Origin of the sequence: Streptomyces koelreuteriae, from assembly GCF_018604545.1 — a bacterium.
GTDB classification, from domain to species: Bacteria; Actinomycetota; Actinomycetes; order Streptomycetales; family Streptomycetaceae; genus Streptomyces; species Streptomyces koelreuteriae.
The window spans coordinates 6,424,123-6,442,312 of the sequence record NZ_CP075896.1 but is presented as its reverse complement, the minus strand read 5'-3'; the positions used below and the strand labels follow the sequence as shown (position 1 = coordinate 6,442,312).

The window sequence follows — 18,190 nt, the reverse complement described above, 5'->3', positions numbered from 1 at the left end:
CACCACCCCGCCCCTGCTCCCCGCCCAGCCCGGCCCAAGCAGCCCAGCCCAAGCAGCCCAGCCCGACCCAAGCAACCCAGCCCGGCCCAAGCAGCGCAGCGCCTAGTGTGCCGCCGACTCCCAGTCCGCCCCCGCGCCCACCGAGACGCCCAGCGGGACGCGGAGGTGCACCGCGTCGGCCATCTCGCGGCGGACGAGTTCCTCGGCGGCCGCGCGCTCGCCCGGGGCGATCTCCAGTACGACTTCGTCGTGCACCTGGAGCAGCATCCGGGACTCCAGCCCGGCCTCCTCCAGAGCGCGGCCCACCTTGAGCATGGCGATCTTCACGATGTCGGCCGCCGTGCCCTGGATGGGCGCGTTGAGGGCCATCCGCTCCGCCGCCTCGCGACGCTGGCGGTTGTCGCTGTTGAGGTCGGGGAGGTAGCGGCGGCGCCCGAAGAGCGTCGCCGTGTAGCCCGTGGCCCGGGCCTCGTCGACCGCGCGGCGCAGATAGTCCCGTACGCCGCCGAACCGCTCGAAGTACGCGTCCATCAGGGCGCGGGCCTCGGCCGCCTCGATGTTCAGCTGCTGGGAGAGGCCGAAGGCGGACAGTCCGTAGGCCAGGCCGTACGACATGGCCTTGATCTTGCGGCGCATCTCGGCGTCCACGGCGGTCGGCTCGACCGCGAAGACCTGGGAGGCGGCCGTGGTGTGCAGGTCCTCGCCCGAGGTGAAGGCCTCGATCAGGCCCTCGTCCTCGGAGAGGTGGGCCATCACGCGCAGTTCGATCTGGCTGTAGTCGGCCGTCATCAGGGACTCGAAGCCCTCGCCGACGACGAAGCCGCGGCGGATGGCGCGGCCCTCGTCGGTGCGGACCGGGATGTTCTGCAGGTTCGGGTCCGTCGAGGACAGGCGGCCGGTGGCGGCGACCGTCTGGTTGAAGGTGGTGTGGATCCGGCCGTCCGCGGCGATCGTCTTGATCAGGCCCTCGACGGTGACCCGGAGCTTGGCCTGCTCGCGGTGGCGGAGCATGATCACCGGCAGCTCGTTGTCCGTCTGGCCGGCGAGCCAGGCGAGGGCGTCGGCGTCCGTGGTGTAGCCGGTCTTGGTGCGCTTGGTCTTGGGCAGGGCCAGCTCACCGAAGAGGACTTCCTGGAGCTGCTTGGGCGAGCCCAGGTTGAACTCGTGCCCGGCTGCCGCGTGGGCCTCCTTCACCGCCTGCTGGACGGCGCCGGCGAACATCTGCTCCATGGCCTCCAGATGGGCCCGGTCGGCCGCGATGCCGTGCCGCTCCATGCGGGCGAGCAGCGCGGACGTGGGCAGCTCCATGTCGCGCAGGAGATCGGCGGCGCCGACCTCCTCCAGGCGGCCCTCGAAGGCCTGGCCCAGGTCGAGGACGGCACGGGCCTGGATCATCAGGGCCTCGGCCTCGGCGCCTTCGTCCGCGCCGAAGGCGAGCTGGCCGTCGGCAGCGGCGGCCGGGGTCAGCTCGCGGTGCAGGTACTCCAGGGACAGCGCGTCCAGGTCGAAGGAGCGGCGGCCCGGCTTGACCAGGTAGGCGGCGAGCGCGGTGTCCATGCGCACGCCCTCGACGCTCCAGCCGTGCTCGGCGAAGACGCGCATGGCGCCCTTGGCGTTGTGGAAGGTCTTGGGCCGCTCGGCGTCGGCGAGCCAGGCGGCGAAGGCCGTCTCGTCGGCCTCGTCGAGCTGGGAGGGGTCGAACCAGGCGGCCGGTCCGCCGGGCGCGGCGAGCGCGATCTCGGCGACGGAGCCGGTGCCGAGCGCCCAGGTGTCGACCGTGGCGATGCCGAGGGGCCCGGTGCCGTGCTCGGTGAGCCAGGCGGTCAGCTCGCCGGTGCCGAGCACCTTGCCGTCCAGCTCCACGCCCTCCGTGCTGACCGGGGTGGTCTCGGCCTCCTCGGCGCCGGGGTCGACGGCGAAGAGCCGCTCGCGCAGCGAGGGGTTGCGGATCTCCAGGGTGTCCAGGACCACCGCGACGGCCGTGCGGTCGTAGGCGGCCCGCTCCAGGTCGGTGACGCCCTTGGGGAGCTCGACCTGCCGCTCCAGCTCGGTGAGGCGGCGGTTGAGCTTGACCGCTTCGAGGTGGTCGCGGAGGTTCTGGCCGGCCTTGCCCTTGACTTCCTCGACGCGCTCGACGAGGTCCGCGAAGGAGCCGAACTGGTTGATCCACTTCGCGGCGGTCTTCTCGCCGACGCCGGGGATGCCGGGGAGGTTGTCGGAGGGGTCGCCGCGCAGGGCCGCGAAGTCGGGGTACTGCGCGGGCGTCAATCCGTACTTCTCGAATACCTTCTCCGGGGTGAAGCGGGTCAGCTCGGAGACGCCCTTGGTCGGGTACAGCACCGTGGTGTGCTCGCTGACGAGCTGGAAGGAATCCCGGTCGCCGGTGACGATCAGCACCTCGAAGCCCTCGGCCTCGGCCTGGGTGGCGAGAGTGGCGATGACGTCGTCCGCCTCGAAGCCGTCCACCGCGAAGCGGGCGGCGCCCATCGCGTCGAGGAGCTCGCCGATCAGCTCGACCTGGCCCTTGAACTCGTCCGGGGTCTTGGAGCGGTTCGCCTTGTACTCCGTGAACTCCTGGGACCGCCAGGTCTTGCGGGAGACGTCGAAGGCGACCGCGAAGTGTGTGGGCTCCTCGTCGCGCAGCGTGTTGGCCAGCATCGACGCGAAGCCGTAGATCGCGTTCGTCGGCTGGCCCGTCGCGGTGGTGAAGTTCTCCGCGGGCAGCGCGAAGAACGCGCGGTAGGCCAGCGAGTGCCCGTCCATGAGCATCAGTCGTGGGCGGCTGCCGCCGGAGGTCTTGTCGGTCGTCTTCGCTGCTGTCTCTGCCACGTCCCCGATCCTGCCACGCCCCACTGACACTCGGCCCCGCCCCCGGCCGCGCGGGCTCCGGGCGGGTTCGGCCCCGAGCCCGCCCGCACGTGTTGTCACCGCCGCGTGCGAGGATCGGAGAGGTAGCTCACAGCGCAGTGGAAGGGGAGCGTGCGATGGCCACGAAGCCGCCCAAGAGTGATCCGGTTCAGGACGCGCCGCAGGTCACCGGGCCGAAGCACGCGGCAGCGGGCCTCCCCGCGATCGGGCACACCCTGCGCATGGCCCAGCAGCAGATGGGCGTGAAGCGCACCGCGCTGACGCTGCTGAGCGTGAACCAGAAGGACGGCTTCGACTGCCCGGGCTGCGCCTGGCCCGAGCCGGAGCACCGGCACAAGGCGGAGTTCTGTGAGAACGGCGCGAAGGCGGTCGCCGAGGAGGCCACGCTGCGCCGGGTCACGCCCGAGTTCTTCGCCGCGCACCCGGTCGCCGATCTCGCCGGCCGCAGCGGCTACTGGCTGGGACAGCAGGGCCGCCTCACCCACCCCATGTATCTCCCCGAGGGGGGCACGCACTACGAGCCGGTCACCTGGGAGCGCGCCTTCGGCATCATCGCCGAGGAGGTCACCGCCCTCGCCTCCCCGGACGAGGCCGTCTTCTACACCTCGGGACGCACCAGCAACGAGGCCGCGTTCCTGTACCAGCTCTTCGCCCGCGAGCTCGGCACGAACAACCTCCCCGACTGCTCGAACATGTGCCACGAGTCGTCCGGCTCGGCCCTGTCGGAGACGATCGGCATCGGCAAGGGCAGCGTCCTGCTGGAGGACCTGCACCAGGCCGACCTGATCATCGTCGCGGGCCAGAACCCGGGGACGAACCACCCGCGCATGCTGTCCGCCCTGGAGAACGCCAAGGCGGGCGGCGCGAAGATCATCAGCGTCAACCCGCTGCCCGAGGCGGGCCTGGAGCGTTTCAAGAACCCGCAGACCCCGCAGGGCATGCTCAAGGGCGCCTCGCTCACCGACCTGTTCCTGCAGATCCGCATCGGCGGCGACCAGGCCCTCTTCCGTCTCCTCAACAAGCTGATCCTCGACACCGAGGGCGCGGTCGACGAGGCGTTCATCGGTGAACACACGCACGGCTACGAGGAGTTCGCCGAGGCCGCCCGCGCCGCCGACTGGGATGAGACGCTCGCGGCCACCGGGCTGACCCGAGGGGAGATCGAGGACGCCCTGCGCATGGTCCTCGCCTCCGAACGCACCATCGTGTGCTGGGCGATGGGCCTCACCCAGCACAAGCACTCGGTCCCCACCATCAGGGAAGTGGTCAACTTCCTCCTCCTGCGCGGCAACATCGGCCGCCCGGGCGCGGGCGTCTGCCCGGTGCGCGGCCATTCGAACGTGCAGGGCGACCGCACGATGGGCATCTTCGAGCGCCCCGCCCCCGCGTTCCTGGACGCCCTGGAGAAGGAGTTCGGCTTCGCCCCGCCGCGCGAGCACGGCTACGACGTCGTACGGGCCATCCGCGCCCTGCGCGACGGCGAGGCGAAGGTCTTCTTCGCCATGGGCGGCAACTTCGTCTCGGCGTCGCCCGACACGGAGGTCACCGAGGCGGCGATGCGGAGGGCCCGGCTGACCGTGCACGTGTCGACGAAGCTGAACCGCTCGCATGTGATCACGGGCGCGCGTGCCCTGATCCTGCCGACGCTCGGCCGTACCGAGCGCGATCTCCAGGGCGGCGGCGAGCAGTTCGTGACGGTCGAGGACTCGATGGGCATGGTGCACGCCTCCCGGGGCCGGCTGGAGCCCGCGAGCACGCACCTGCTGTCGGAGCCGGCGATCGTCTGCCGGCTGGCCCGCGGTGTGCTGGGCGAGAACAGCCCCACGCCCTGGGAGGAGTTCGAGAAGGACTACGCGACGATCCGGGACCGGATCGCCCGCGTGGTCCCCGGCTTCGAGGACTTCAACGCGCGCGTGGCGCACCCAGGTGGCTTCGCCCTCCCCCACGCCCCGCGTGACGAGCGCCGCTTCCCCACCGCCACCGGCAAGGCCAACTTCACCGCCGCGCCCGTGGAGTTCCCGGAGCTGCCCGAGGGCCGCCTGCTGCTCCAGACGCTGCGCTCGCACGACCAGTACAACACCACGATCTACGGCCTCGACGACCGCTACCGGGGCATCAAGAACGGCCGCCGGGTGGTGCTGGTCAACCCCGAGGACGCGCGGACGCTGAAGCTGGCGGACGGCTCCTACGTCGACCTGGTCAGCGAGTGGAAGGACGGCGTGGAGCGCCGCGCTCCGGGCTTCCGGGTCGTGCACTATCCGACGGCCCGGGGCTGCGCCGCCGCGTACTACCCGGAGACCAATGTGCTGGTGCCGCTGGACGCCACCGCGGACACCAGCAACACCCCGGCCAGCAAGTCCGTCGTGGTGCGTCTGGAACAATCGGCGACCGACTGAGCGTTTGCTCAGTCACAGAGGTAGCCGTAGTGACCAGGACGAACGGAGCCCGGCCCCATGGGTGAGCAGCAGCATGTGAAGTTCCCGCAAGAGGTCATCGACGAGTACGCCGCGCTCGGCGTGGACCTCCTGGCCCTGTTCTCCGCGGGCCACCTCGGGACCCGGATGGGCGTCCAGATCCTCGAGGCGTCCGCGGACCGGGTCGTCGGGACGATGCCGGTGGAGGGCAACACCCAGCCCTACGGACTGCTGCACGGCGGGGCCTCCGCGGTGCTGGCCGAGACCCTCGGCTCGGTCGGGTCCATGCTGCACGGCGGCAGCTCCAAGATCGCCGTGGGCGTCGACCTGAACTGCACCCACCACCGCGGGGCACGCTCCGGCCTCGTCACCGGCGTGGCCACGCCCGTGCACCGGGGGCGCTCGACCGCCACCTATGAAATCGTCATCACGGACGAAAGCGACAAAAGGGTGTGTACCGCCCGGCTCACCTGCATGCTGCGCGATGTGAACCCGGGCGACGAGGAACTGATCCGCTCCGCCCGCTGACCCGGCCGCACCACACAGCCCGACTCGACGCCGCCGCGAGGGAACACCCACGCGGCGGCGTACGCGCGTAGACACAAAACCGGACCCGCCAACTCCCCCGCCGAAACAGGCGGGTTCCGGTTCACCGCGGCAGCACGGTGGAATTAACTGTTTCCAATTGTTCGGAACTCCCCCTGGACAGGGGCCGCCCCTTTCCCGGCGTAACGCTCCGTAACGCGCGCGCAATACAGCACCGCGGCTTCCTCTTCGGCCGCGCCCGCCCCCGGAACCTTTCCCGCCCCGCCCCCGTCACCTGCGCCCCGCCGACCGCACGATCTCGGCCATGGCCAACCGGAAGTGCGGGTTCTCAGAATGCGGACTTCGGAGAAAAGCTGCCAAACCCGCCGAGAGGGTCCGCCGGAGAAGCCGGGCATCCACCGCGTCATAACAAGAAAGTCACAAGCCGTCCCACGCCGCTGACCCTGCCTCCACACCGGGCTTAGAGTCACGGCCAGTCACCGCTCCATCGGGAGTTCGGTACCAGCGCGGCACTACCCCCCGACCAAGGGCGGGCCTGCCTGTGAAAGGACTGATCGTGCGACAGCGTTCCTTGGTGATTCTTACCTCCGTTCTGACGACCGGAGCTCTGACTCTCACCGCCTGCGGGTCCCGAGACGACAGCGGCGACAAGGGCGGAGACAGTGGCGGCGGCACCACGCTGACCATCGGCGTCGACGCCCCCCTGTCCGGTGAGAACTCCACCACCGGCCTCGGCATCCAGTACGGCGCCCAGATAGCCGTCGACGACGCCAACAAGAACAACTGGGTCCCGGGCGTGAAGTTCAAGCTCAAGGCCCTGGACGACAAGGCGCAGCCCGCCACCGGCCAGTCCAACGCCACCAGCATCGTCGGCGACAAGACCGCCGTCGGCGCCGTCGGCCCCCTGAACTCCGGCGTCGCCCAGACGATGCAGCAGGTGTTCGCCTCGGCCAACATGGTCCAGATCTCCCCGGCCAACACCAACCCCGAGCTGACCCAGGGCAAGAACTGGCAGACGGACAAGAAGCGTCCCTACAAGACGTACTTCCGCACCGCCACCACCGACGAACTGCAGGGCAGCTTCGCCGCCGGCTACGCGTACAACGGCCTCAAGAAGAAGAAGGCCTTCGTCGTCGACGACAAGCAGACCTACGGCGCCGGCCTCGCGAAGATCTTCGCGGAGCAGTACAAGAAGATGGGCGGCAAGGTCGTCGCCACCGACCACGTCAACACCGGTGACAAGGACTTCGGTTCGCTCGCCACGAAGATCAAGAACTCCGGTGCCGACCTGGTCTACTACGGCGGCCAGTACGACGAGTCCGCGCTGATCACCAAGCAGCTCAAGGACACCGGCGCCAAGATCCCGCTGTTCGGCGGCGACGGCATGTTCGCCTCCACCTACATCGAGGCCGCCGGCAAGTCCTCCGAGGGCGACCTCGCGACCGCCATCGGCGTCCCCGCCGACACCCTGCCCGCCGCCAAGCAGTTCATCCAGACGTACAAGGACAAGGGTTACAAGGGCGACTACGGCGCCTACGGTGCCTACGCCTACGACGCCACCACCGCCATCATCAAGGCCGTCAAGGCCGCGGCCGACGCCAACGGCGGCAAGGTGCCCACCGACATCAACGACCTGCGCTCCAAGGTCGTCGACGGTGTCCAGAAGTCCGACTTCGAAGGCCTCACCGGCAAGATCTCCTTCGACGAGTACGGCGACACCACCAACAAGCAGCTGACGGTCTACCAGGTCGAGAAGGGTGCCTGGAAGGACGTGGAGACCGGCACCGCCGACCTGAAGTAGTCGGCCCGCCACAACGCCGCACCACGGGCCGCGCGGAAGGAAGACCCCGACCGCGCGGCCCGTTTCCACACCCCCCACAGCACACGACCACGCACACATCCAGTGCACACGACCACCAGCGACATGGAGGCCATGCGGTGAACACCCTGCCGCAGCAGCTGGCCAACGGGCTGCTTCTCGGCTCGATGTACGGGCTGATCGCCATCGGCTACACGATGGTGTACGGCATCGTCCAGCTCATCAACTTCGCGCACGGCGAGATCTTCATGACCGGGGCCTTCGGCGCCCTCACGGTCTACTTCTACATCCTGCCCGACGGCACCTCGATGGCCCTCGCCGTACCGCTGATGCTCCTCGGCGGCGCCCTCGTGGCCATCCTCATCGCCGTCGGAGCGGAACGGTTCGCCTACCGGCCACTGCGCGGAGCACCACGCCTGGCACCGCTCATCACCGCCATCGGCCTCTCCCTGGCCCTGCAGGAAGTCGTCCGCAACTTCTACCCCGGCGCCGACCGCGCCCGCGCCTTCCCCGGGCTCGACGCCACCCACGACATCGGCTCCATCACCATCAAGGACGCCGACATCTTCCTGATCCTGGCCGCCGTCGTCTGCATGGCCGCCCTCGCGATCTTCGTGCGCCGCAGCCGTACCGGCCGCGCCATGCAGGCCACCGCGCAGGACCCCGACACCGCGCAGCTCATGGGCATCGACACCAACCGCATCATCGTCATCGCCTTCGCCATCGGCGGTTTCTTCGCCGCCGTCGCCGCCGTCGCCTACGGACTCAAGTACGGCAACGTCGACTACCGCATGGGCTTCCTGATGGGCCTCAAGGCCTTCACCGCGGCCGTCCTCGGCGGCATCGGCAACATCTACGGCGCCATGCTCGGCGGCGTCGTCCTCGGCATCGCCGAGACACTCGCCTCGGCCTACATCGACGAGATCCCGGGCATGCAGCAGCTCGGCGGTCAGAGCTGGGCCAACGTCTGGGCCTTCGGCCTCCTCATCCTCGTGCTCCTCTTCAGGCCACAGGGCCTGCTCGGCGAGCGCGTCGCGGACAGGGCGTGACGACATGACCGAGACGACCAAGACCCCCGCCCCGGACGCCGTCCCCGCCCAGCCCGCACCGCGCGGCCTCGTCCCGCTGCCCGCAGCGGCCGCCCGCGCGCTGATCCTCGCCGGCGGCATCGCCACCACCGCCTCCGCGTACCTCGCCTGGACCTGGACCGCCGAGTTCCCCGGCAAGCTCACCATCAACGGCTACCCCGGCGGCCTGCAATGGCTCACCTTCACCGCCGGCATCCTCACCGCCCTGTTCGCCCTCGCCTCCTACGGCATCCGCGGACTCGGCTGGCTGCTGCCCGCCCGTAACAACGCACCGCTCGTCCTCACCGCCCTCGGCGGCTTCGCCGTCACCTGGTTCACCGTCATCGCCATCAGCGCCAAACTCGGCGGCGTCGTCAACCTCGAACCCGGCGGCTGGATCGCGGCCATCGCCTCCCTCCTGCCCGTCCTCGGCGCCTTCGCCCTCCCCCAGGAGCGCAACGGCACCGACGGCACCAAGGCGGCCCTCAAGGCCTACATCGCCAAGCCCGACCACATCCCCGCCCCCCAGGCCACCGCGCCCTGGGTCCAGCGGGCCGTCATCACGGTCGTCACGATCATCGGCCTCGGTGTCTTCACCTACGGCATCGACACCGAATACGGCGAACTGTTCATCGGCTACCTCTTCGTGGTCACCTTCGCCATGTGGGCCGTGCACACCGCCGGCCTCATGGACCGGTTCTCCCACCTGGTCGCCGGCAACCGCAGCTTCACCCTCGCCATGGGCTTCGCCGCGGCCATCGCCTTCCCCTTCACCCAGACCGACGACCACTACGCCAACATCGGCGTCAACATCCTGATCTTCGGGACGGTCGCCCTCGGCCTGAACATCGTCGTCGGCCTCGCCGGCCTCCTCGACCTCGGATACGTCGCCTTCCTCGGCGTCGGCGCCTACACCGCCGCCCTCGTCTCCGGTTCCGAGTTCTCCACCATCTCCGGCGTCCACCTGCCGTTCTGGGCCTCCGCCCTGGCCGGCGCCGCCGCCTCCCTGGTCTTCGGCGTCCTCATCGGCGCCCCGACCCTGCGCCTGCGCGGCGACTACCTCGCCATCGTGACGCTGGGCTTCGGTGAGATCTTCCGCATCGCCGTCAACAACATGGACGGCGACTCCGGACCCGACGTCACCAACGGGCCCAACGGCATCCCGGCCATCCCGGACCTGAACCTCTTCGGGTTCAACTTCGGCCAGGCGCACGACATCGGCGGATTCACCCTCGGCCGCTTCGCCAACTACTACCTGCTGATGGTGCTGATCATGGCCATCGTGGTCCTGGTCTACACGCGCGCCGCGGACTCCCGCATCGGCCGCTCCTGGATCGCCATCCGCGAGGACGAGACCGCCGCCACCGCCATGGGCATCAACGGCTTCCGCGTCAAGCTCGTCGCCTTCGCCCTCGGCGCCGCCCTCGCCGGCCTCGCCGGAACCGTCAGCGCCCACGTCACCTACAGCGTGGTCCCCACGCCGTACCAGTTCGCCGGCTCCACCCCGCCCAACTCCGCGTTCCTCCTGGCCGCGGTCGTCCTCGGCGGCATGGGCACCGTCGCCGGCCCCCTCCTCGGCGCGGCCCTGCTCTACCTGCTGCCCGAGAAGCTGGTCTTCCTCCAGGACAAGTCGCTGCTCGCCTTCGGTGTCGCGCTCATCCTGCTGATGCGCTTCCGCCCCGAAGGCATCATCGCCAACCGCCGACGCCAGCTCGAATTCCACGAGACCGGCCAACTCGACGTACCGAAACAGACCACGCTGACCGACGAACCGGCCGTCACCAAGGCGGGGGCGTAAGAATCATGACGACACCTGTACTCGAAGCACGCGATGTCACGATGCGCTTCGGCGGCCTCACCGCCGTCCGCTCCGTCGACTTCACGGTCAACGCCGGCGAGATCGTCGGACTCATCGGCCCCAACGGCGCCGGCAAGACCACCTTCTTCAACTGCCTGACCGGCCTCTACGTCCCCACGGAAGGCACCGTCTCCTACAAGGGCACGGTCCTGCCGCCCAAGCCCCACCTGGTCACCCAGGCCGGCATCGCCCGCACCTTCCAGAACATCCGTCTGTTCTCCAACATGACGGTCCTGGAGAACGTCCTCGTCGGCCGCCACACGCGGACCAAGGAGGGCCTGTGGTCCGCCCTGCTGCGCGGCCCCGGCTTCAAGAAGGCCGAACGCGCCAGCGAGGAACGAGCCATGGAACTCCTCGAGTTCATCGGCCTCGCCCACAAGCGGGACCACCTGGCGCGCAACCTCCCCTACGGCGAACAGCGCAAGCTCGAAATCGCGCGGGCGATGGCGAGCGAGCCCGGCCTGCTCCTGCTCGACGAGCCGACCGCCGGCATGAACCCCCAGGAGACCCGGGCGACCGAGGAACTGGTCTTCGCCATCCGCGACAAGGGCATCGCCGTCCTCCTCATCGAGCACGACATGCGCTTCGTCTTCAACCTCAGCGACCGCGTCGCCGTCCTCGTCCAGGGCGAAAAGCTCGTCGAGGGCACCTCCGAGGTCGTCCAGGCCGACGAACGCGTCATCGCCGCCTACCTGGGCGAACCCTTCGAAGGCGACCCCGGTGAGGCCGAAGTCGCGGAGGTCGAGGCCGCCGAAGCCGCCGCGGAGGCGGCGCCCAGCACCACCAGCAGCACCAAGGGAGAAGCCAAGTGACCGCACTCCTCGAGGTCGAGGACCTCCGGGTCTCCTACGGCAAGATCGAAGCCGTCAAAGGCATCTCCTTCAGCGTCGAGGCCGGCCAGGTCGTCACCCTCATCGGCACCAACGGCGCCGGCAAGACGACCACACTGCGCACGCTGTCGGGCCTGCTGCGGCCGACGTCCGGGAAGGTCCTCTTCGACGGCAAGCCGTTGAGCGGGGTCCCCGCCCACAAGATCGTCGCCCTCGGCCTCGCCCACTCCCCCGAAGGCCGGCACATCTTCCCGCGCCTCACCATCGCGGAGAACCTCCAGCTCGGAGCGTTCCTCCGCAAGGACAAGGAAGGCATCGAAAAGGACATCCAGCGCGCCTACGACCTCTTCCCCATCCTGGGCGAACGCCGCAAGCAGGCGGCGGGAACCCTGTCGGGCGGTGAGCAGCAGATGCTCGCCATGGGCCGCGCCCTGATGTCCCAGCCGAAACTGCTCATGCTCGACGAGCCCTCCATGGGCCTCTCCCCGATCATGATGCAGAAGATCATGGCGACGATCTCCGAGCTCAAGTCCCAGGGCACGACGATCCTCCTCGTCGAGCAGAACGCCCAGGCGGCGCTCTCCCTGGCCGACCACGGCCATGTCATGGAGGTCGGCAACATCGTCCTCTCCGGCACGGGGCAGGACCTGCTCCACGACGAGTCCGTCCGCAAGGCCTACCTCGGCGAGGACTGACGGACCGATCACGCGACGAGGCCCGCTCCCCGGGTGGGGTGCGGGTCTCGTGTGGCGTGCGGGGGGGGATCAGCCCTTGTTGGCCTTCTTCTCGTCGGCGTCCTGAATGACCGCCTCCGCGACCTGCTGCATCGACATCCGCCGGTCCATCGACGTCTTCTGGATCCACCGGAACGCGGCCGGCTCGCTCAGCCCGTACTCCGTCTGCAGGACCGACTTCGCCCGGTCCACCAGCTTGCGCGTCTCCAGCCGCAGAGTGAGGTCCGCGACCTCCTTCTCCAGCTCCTTCAGCTCCGTGAAGCGCGAGACGGCCATCTCGATCGCCGGTACGACGTCGGTCTTGCTGAACGGCTTCACCAGGTAGGCCATGGCACCGGCGTCCCGGGCGCGCTCCACGAGGTCGCGCTGCGAGAAGGCGGTCAGCATCAGCACCGGCGCGATGCTCTCCTCGGCGATCTTCTCGGCCGCGGAGATGCCGTCCAGCTTCGGCATCTTCACGTCGAGAATCACGAGGTCGGGCCGGTGCTCGCGGGCCAGCTCCACGGCCTGCTCCCCGTCCCCGGCCTCGCCGACGACGGTGTACCCCTCCTCCTCCAGCATCTCTTTGAGATCGAGCCGGATCAGGGCCTCGTCCTCGGCGATGACGACACGGGTCGTCAGCGGAGGCACGTGCGACTTGTCGTCATCGGGCACGTCAACAGGCTGGGGCGACTCGGGGGCGCTCACGTGGGCTCCTTGGTACGGGGCAGGCCGGTCTGCTCCCAAGAGCGTACCTAGCAGCAAGGGCGCACGGTGAACCGGTACACTGCTGGTCGGTCCCCAGACCTGCCCGGTTGGAGGAACTGGTCAGACTCGCGGCACTCAAAATGCCGTGCCCTTTGGGCATGTGGGTTCGAATCCCACACCGGGCACAACAAGATCAGTAAGCGGAGGATCACGTTCGCGTGGTCCTCCGCTTTTTGCTGCACGCAGTCACGATCAGTGGCGCAGAGTTACCCCCATGGAGCAGCACAGCCCTTCGATTCGAGCTCAAGCCGTCGCACTGATGCGCCAGGGCGTACCGAACCGCACCGTCGCGGAGCGCCTGAACGTCCCGCGAGGCACTGTCGGCTGGTGGCGCAGCGAAGACCGCAGAGCGCGCGGCGAGACCTACGAGCAACCGACCGACTGCCCCCGGTGCACAGGCCGCGGGTTCGACCAGGTCGCGTACTCCTACCTGCTCGGGCTCTACCTCGGCGACGGCCACATCATCTCGAAGCGCAAGCAGCATCACCTGTCCGTCTTCTGCAATGCCATGCAGACCGGCCTGATCTCCGCCGCCGAAGACGCCATGCGCAAGGTGATGGCATTGCCCAGCGTCAAGCAGCGCCACAAGCCCGGCTGTGTCGAGGTGAAGTCGTACACGAAGCACTGGACCTGCATGTTCCCTCAGCACGGCCCCGGCAAGAAGCATGAGCGCCGGATCGTCCTTGAACCCTGGCAGCAGGAAGTCGTCGACGCCCACCCCTGGGAATTCGTCCGTGGCCTCATCCACTCCGACGGCTGCCGCGTCACCAACTGGACGACCCGCATGGTCGCCGGCGAGCGCAAGCGCTACGAGTATCCCCGGTACTTCTTCACCAACGTCTCCGAGGACATCCGACGGCTCTGCACCGACACCCTGGACAAGCTCGGCATCGAGTGGACCCACTGCACCCGCCACGGCAACCCGTACAACATCTCCGTCGCCCGCAAAGCCTCCGTAGCCCTCATGGACGCCCACGTCGGGGCCAAGTACTGAGGGTTACTCGGCGATGTGGTGGACGCGGACCAGGTTGGTGGAGCCGGAGACGCCGGGAGGGGAGCCTGCCGTGATGACCACCGTGTCGCCGGGGCGGCAGCGGCCGTATGTGAGGAGGAGTTCGTCGACCTGGTCGACCATCGCGTCGGTGGAGTCGACGCAGGGGCCGAGGAAGGTTTCCACGCCCCAGGTGAGGCTGAGCTGGGAGCGGGTGGCCTGGTCGGGGGTGAAGGCGAGGAGGGGGATCGGGGAGCGGTAGCGGGAGAGGCGGCGGGCGGTGTCGCCGGACTGGGTGAAGGCGACCAGGAACTTCGCGCCGAGGAAGTCGCCCATCTCCGCCGCCGCTCGGGCCACCGCTCCGCCCTGGGTGCGGGGTTTGTTGCGTTCGGTGAGGGGCGGGAGGCCCTTGGCCAGGATGTCCTCTTCCGCCGCTTCGACGATGCGGGCCATGGTGGCGACCGTTTCGACGGGGTGCTTGCCGACGCTCGTCTCGCCGGACAGCATCACCGCGTCGGTGCCGTCGATGACGGCGTTGGCGACGTCGGAGGCCTCGGCACGGGTCGGGCGGGCGTTGTCGATCATCGAGTCGAGCATCTGGGTGGCGACGATGACGGGTTTGGCGTTGCGCTTGGCCAGTTTGATCGCACGCTTCTGGACGATCGGAACCTGTTCCAGTGGCATTTCGACGCCGAGGTCTCCGCGCGCGACCATGATGCCGTCGAACGCGGCGACGATTTCTTCGATGTTCTCGACGGCCTGGGGTTTTTCGACTTTGGCGATGACGGGGAGGCGGCGGCCTTCCTCGTCCATGATGCGGTGGACGTCCTGGATGTCGCGGCCGGTGCGGACGAAGGAGAGGGCGATGACGTCGGCGCCGGTGCGCAGGGCCCAGCGGAGGTCGTCCTCGTCCTTTTTGGAGAGGGCGGGGACGGAGACGGCGACGCCGGGGAGGTTGAGGCCCTTGTGGTCGGAGATCACGCCCCCTTCGAGGACCTTCGTGTGGACGCGGGGGCCGTCGATCCCGGTGACTTCGAGGCAGACCTTGCCGTCGTCGACGAGGATGCGTTCGCCGGGGGTGACGTCGGCGGCGAGGCCGGCGTAGGTGGTGCCGCAGATGTGGCCGTCGCCTTCGACGCCTTCTTCGACGGTGATGGTGAAGGTGTCGCCGCGTTCAAGGAGTACAGGGCCTTCGGTGAAGCGGCCGAGCCGGATTTTCGGGCCTTGAAGGTCGGCGAGGACGCCGACGCTGCGGCCGGTCTCGTCGGCGGCCTTGCGCACCCGGTGGTAGCGCTCCTCGTGCTCGGCGTGGTCGCCGTGGCTGAGGTTGAATCGGGCGACGTCCATTCCGGCGTCGACCAGGTCTTTGATCTGGTCGTAGGAGTCGGTGGCGGGGCCCAGTGTGCAGACGATCTTTGCTCGGCGCATAAGGGTGAGCCTATGAGTTACCGGCCGGTAGAGAATTGGTCGCGAGTGACTACTCGACAGACTTTGAATGAAGCGCTCTGGCCAAGTGTTGAATTGTGCGGCGGGGTGCTCCGATGAGCGCCGGAAATCGCAGCGACGGGAATCCCTCGGTCGCGTTTTCGAAATGCAGCCGGAATTCCGGCTACAGGCGCGGCGGCACCATCGTGAAGCGGGCGTTGATCTGGGCGTGGACGCGCTGGCGCTGGGGTTCGAGGTCGAGAGGGGCGGCGGCGGTGTCCTCGGCGCCGGCGTAGGCGGCGGAGCGCATGCGGCCGGGGGCCTGGGGGTAGGCCGGCGGGGTGTTCTCCGCGCCGATGTCGGCGAGTTCGACCAGGGCGGAGAGGCTGGTGTCGAGGGCCTCGGCGTACTCGCGGGCGCGTTGGACGGCTTCCCGTACGGCCTTCTTCCTGGCCTCACGGTGGGCGGGTGAGTCGGGGCGCAGGGCCCACCAGGGGCCGTCGACGCGGGTGAGTTCGAGGTCGGCGAGGCGGGTGGTGAGTTCGCCGAGGGCGGTGAAGTCGGTGAGTTCGGCGGTGACATGGACGCGGCCGTGGTAGGTGCGGATGCGTTCGCCCCGTCCGTGCTTGGTGAGTTCGGGCGTGATGGAGAAGGCGCCGGTCTCCAGGCGTTCGACGGCGTCGCCGTAGGACTTGACCAGGTCGAGGACGCCGGTGTTGCGGCGGGTGAGGTCGTCGAGGGCGGAGCGGCGGTCGCGGCCGCGGGCGGCGACGGTGATGCCGATGCGGGCGATCTCCGGGTCGACTTCGAGGCGGGCCTCGCCTCGGACGGCGATGCGGGGAGCGTCGGGTGTTCCGTAGGGGACGGCGGGCTGGGAGGCATCTCCTGTGGGCGCGGTCATACGCCCCACTCTGTCATGTTGTGGCTGGCGGGAGGCGTGGAGTTGGCCGACTGAGTCATCAGATCGCAACCTGCCGGGGCTGTTGCGGCCGGTCATGAGCGGGTCAGAATCTACGCGCGTTATCTACGCGCGTCGTTCACAGATTCCGCAAGGGGAGCCAGACATGCCGTTGAACCGCCGGAAGTTCCTGGAGAAGTCCGCCGTGACCGGGGCGGGGGTGGCGCTGGCCGGTGCGGTCTCGGCGCCGGGTGCGCAGGCGGCCGAGGCGCGGGGCGAGGGCAAGCGGGGCGCGAAGCGGTACTCCTTCACCGTGATGGGGACGACGGACCTGCACGGCAACGTCTTCAACTGGGACTACTTCACGGACAAGGAGTTCGACGACAAGGACCACAACGACATCGGTCTGGCGAAGATCTCCACCCTGGTGAACCGGATCCGCGAGGAGAAGGGCCGCCGCAACACGCTGCTCATCGACGCGGGCGACACCATCCAGGGCACGCAACTGTCGTACTACTACGCCAAGGTCGACCCGATCACCGCCAAGGGCGGCCCGGTGCACCCGATGGCGCAGGCCATGAACGCCATGGACTACGACGCGGCGGCGCTCGGCAACCACGAGTTCAACTACGGCATTCCGGTGCTGCGGAAGTTCGAGCAGCAGTGTCGTTTCCCGTTGCTGGGCGCGAACGCGCTGGACGCGAAGACGCTGCGGCCGGCGTTCGCGCCGTACAGCATGCACCGGCTGCGCACGCCGTTCGGGCGGGATGTGAAGGTGGCGGTGCTGGGGCTGACCAACCCGGGGATCGCGATCTGGGACAAGGCGAACGTGCAGGGCAAGATGACGTTCCCGGGTCTGGAGGAGCAGGCGGCGAAGTGGGTGCCGAAGCTGCGGTCGATGGGCGCGGACGTCGTCATCGTGTCGGCGCACAGTGGTTCGTCGGGGACGTCGTCCTACGGTGATCAGCTGCCGTACATCGAGAACGCGGCGGGTCTGGTGGCGGAGCAGGTGCCGGGGATCGACGCGATCCTGGTCGGGCACGCGCACACGGAGATCGCCGAGTACTTCGTCACCAACAAGAAGACCGGCAAGCAGGTCGTGCTGTCCGAGCCGCTGAAGTGGGGGCAGCGGCTGACGCTGTTCGACTTCGAGCTGGTCTGGGCGAAGGGCTGCTGGAAGGTCGAGAAGGTGGGCGCGAAGGTCCTGAACTCCAACGCGGTGGAGGAGGACCGGAAGATCGTCCGGCTGCTGTCGGACGAGCACGAGAAGGTCGTGGCGTACGTCAACCAGGTCATCGGCACGAACGCGGCGGAGATGACGTCGGCCGAAGCGCCGTACAAGGACGTGCCGATCATCGATCTGATCAACCACATCCAGGCGGACACGGTGAAGCAGGCGCTGGCGGGTACGGAGCACGCCTCGCTGCCGGTGCTGTCGCAGGCGGCGTGCTTCTCGCGCAGTGCCCGGATCCCGGCGGGCGAGGTGACGATCCGGGACGTGGCGGGTCTGTACGTCTTCGAGAACACGCTGGAGGCGCGTCTGATGACGGGTGCGCAGATGAAGGCGTATCTGGAGTTCTCGGCGAACTATTTCGTGCAGACGGCGCCGGGCGCGCAGGTGGATCCGGCGAAGCTGACGAACGCGAACGGCACGCCGGACTACAACTACGACGTGGTGAGCGGTCTGGCGTATGAGATCGACATCGCGAAGCCGGCGGGTTCGCGGGTGACGAATGTGACGTTCGGTGGGCAGCCGCTCGCGGACGATGCGAAGTTCGTGTTCGCGGTGAACAACTACCGGGCCAACGGCGGCGGGAACTTCCCGCATGTCGCGGCCTCGCAGCTGCTGTGGTCGAACTCGGACGAGATCCGCAACACCATGATCGCCTGGGTGAAGGCGAAGGGGTCCGTCGATCCGGCCGAGTTCGCGGCGGTGGACTGGAAGCTCACGCGGAACGGCACGCCCGTCTTCTAGAGCCCGGTCCTCGGGTTG

Annotated in this window: 13 protein-coding genes and 1 tRNA gene; 10 read left to right on the top strand and 4 right to left on the bottom strand. The window is 68.8% G+C overall.

The window, feature by feature from the left end; genetic code table 11:
* Positions 1 to 102: 102 nt before the first annotated feature.
* Complete coding sequence (gene polA / locus KJK29_RS28980; RefSeq protein WP_215122122.1) at positions 103 to 2,829, bottom strand: DNA polymerase I; 2,727 nt, start codon at positions 2,827 to 2,829, stop codon at positions 103 to 105.
* Positions 2,830 to 2,984: 155 nt separating this feature from the next.
* On the opposite strand from polA, the gene KJK29_RS28975 reads away from it, so the two are divergent.
* The 7 genes from KJK29_RS28975 to KJK29_RS28945 all read left to right on the top strand — a co-directional run bounded on the left by KJK29_RS28975 (position 2,985) and on the right by KJK29_RS28945 (position 12,097).
* Complete coding sequence (locus tag KJK29_RS28975) at positions 2,985 to 5,264, top strand: FdhF/YdeP family oxidoreductase (RefSeq protein ID WP_215122121.1); 2,280 nt, start codon at positions 2,985 to 2,987, stop codon at positions 5,262 to 5,264.
* Positions 5,265 to 5,321: 57 nt separating this feature from the next.
* Entirely contained in the window at positions 5,322 to 5,810 is a 489-nt protein-coding gene (locus KJK29_RS28970; RefSeq protein WP_215122120.1) for a PaaI family thioesterase, read from the top strand.
* Between the two features lie 589 nt (positions 5,811 to 6,399).
* Positions 6,400 to 7,629: a branched-chain amino acid ABC transporter substrate-binding protein gene (locus KJK29_RS28965; protein ID WP_215124504.1), complete on the top strand. Its 1,230-nt coding sequence runs from the start codon at positions 6,400 to 6,402 to the stop codon at positions 7,627 to 7,629.
* Between the two features lie 137 nt (positions 7,630 to 7,766).
* Complete coding sequence (locus KJK29_RS28960) at positions 7,767 to 8,696, top strand: branched-chain amino acid ABC transporter permease (protein WP_215122119.1); 930 nt, start codon at positions 7,767 to 7,769, stop codon at positions 8,694 to 8,696.
* Positions 8,697 to 8,700: 4 nt separating this feature from the next.
* The gene (locus KJK29_RS28955) at positions 8,701 to 10,512 is read left to right on the top strand and encodes a branched-chain amino acid ABC transporter permease (protein WP_215122118.1); all 1,812 of its coding nucleotides are present in this window, start codon (positions 8,701 to 8,703) and stop codon (positions 10,510 to 10,512) included.
* A gap of 5 nt (positions 10,513 to 10,517) precedes the next feature.
* Entirely contained in the window at positions 10,518 to 11,384 is an 867-nt protein-coding gene (locus tag KJK29_RS28950) for an ABC transporter ATP-binding protein (RefSeq protein WP_215122117.1), read from the top strand.
* Positions 11,381 to 12,097 (top strand): ABC transporter ATP-binding protein, encoded by a 717-nt coding sequence (locus tag KJK29_RS28945; protein ID WP_215122116.1) that lies wholly within the window; start codon positions 11,381 to 11,383, stop codon positions 12,095 to 12,097. Before KJK29_RS28950 ends, KJK29_RS28945 begins: the two co-directional genes overlap by 4 nt.
* 69 nt (positions 12,098 to 12,166) lie before the next feature.
* Here KJK29_RS28945 and KJK29_RS28940 read toward each other — a convergent pair whose 3' ends face one another.
* Positions 12,167 to 12,823: an ANTAR domain-containing response regulator gene (locus tag KJK29_RS28940; protein WP_215122115.1), complete on the bottom strand. Its 657-nt coding sequence runs from the start codon at positions 12,821 to 12,823 to the stop codon at positions 12,167 to 12,169.
* Positions 12,824 to 12,924: 101 nt separating this feature from the next.
* Between KJK29_RS28940 and KJK29_RS28935 the strand changes: the two genes are divergently transcribed.
* Both KJK29_RS28935 and KJK29_RS28930 read left to right on the top strand, forming a co-directional pair.
* Positions 12,925 to 13,008, top strand: a tRNA-Leu gene (locus KJK29_RS28935).
* 89 nt (positions 13,009 to 13,097) lie between these two features.
* On the top strand, positions 13,098 to 13,877 hold the full coding sequence (locus KJK29_RS28930) for a helix-turn-helix domain-containing protein (RefSeq protein ID WP_215122114.1): 780 nt from the start codon (positions 13,098 to 13,100) through the stop codon (positions 13,875 to 13,877).
* 3 nt (positions 13,878 to 13,880) lie between these two features.
* Here the strand turns inward: KJK29_RS28930 and pyk are convergent, their stop codons facing one another.
* Together pyk and KJK29_RS28920 are read right to left on the bottom strand one after the other, a co-directional pair.
* Entirely contained in the window at positions 13,881 to 15,302 is a 1,422-nt protein-coding gene (gene pyk / locus KJK29_RS28925) for a pyruvate kinase (protein ID WP_215122113.1), read from the bottom strand.
* A gap of 181 nt (positions 15,303 to 15,483) precedes the next feature.
* Positions 15,484 to 16,200 (bottom strand): SIMPL domain-containing protein, encoded by a 717-nt coding sequence (locus KJK29_RS28920; protein WP_215122112.1) that lies wholly within the window; start codon positions 16,198 to 16,200, stop codon positions 15,484 to 15,486.
* Between the two features lie 163 nt (positions 16,201 to 16,363).
* Here KJK29_RS28920 and KJK29_RS28915 point away from each other — a divergent pair, with 163 nt between their 5' ends.
* Entirely contained in the window at positions 16,364 to 18,172 is a 1,809-nt protein-coding gene (locus KJK29_RS28915) for a bifunctional metallophosphatase/5'-nucleotidase (protein ID WP_215122111.1), read from the top strand.
* The last annotated feature ends 18 nt before the right edge of the window (positions 18,173 to 18,190 follow it).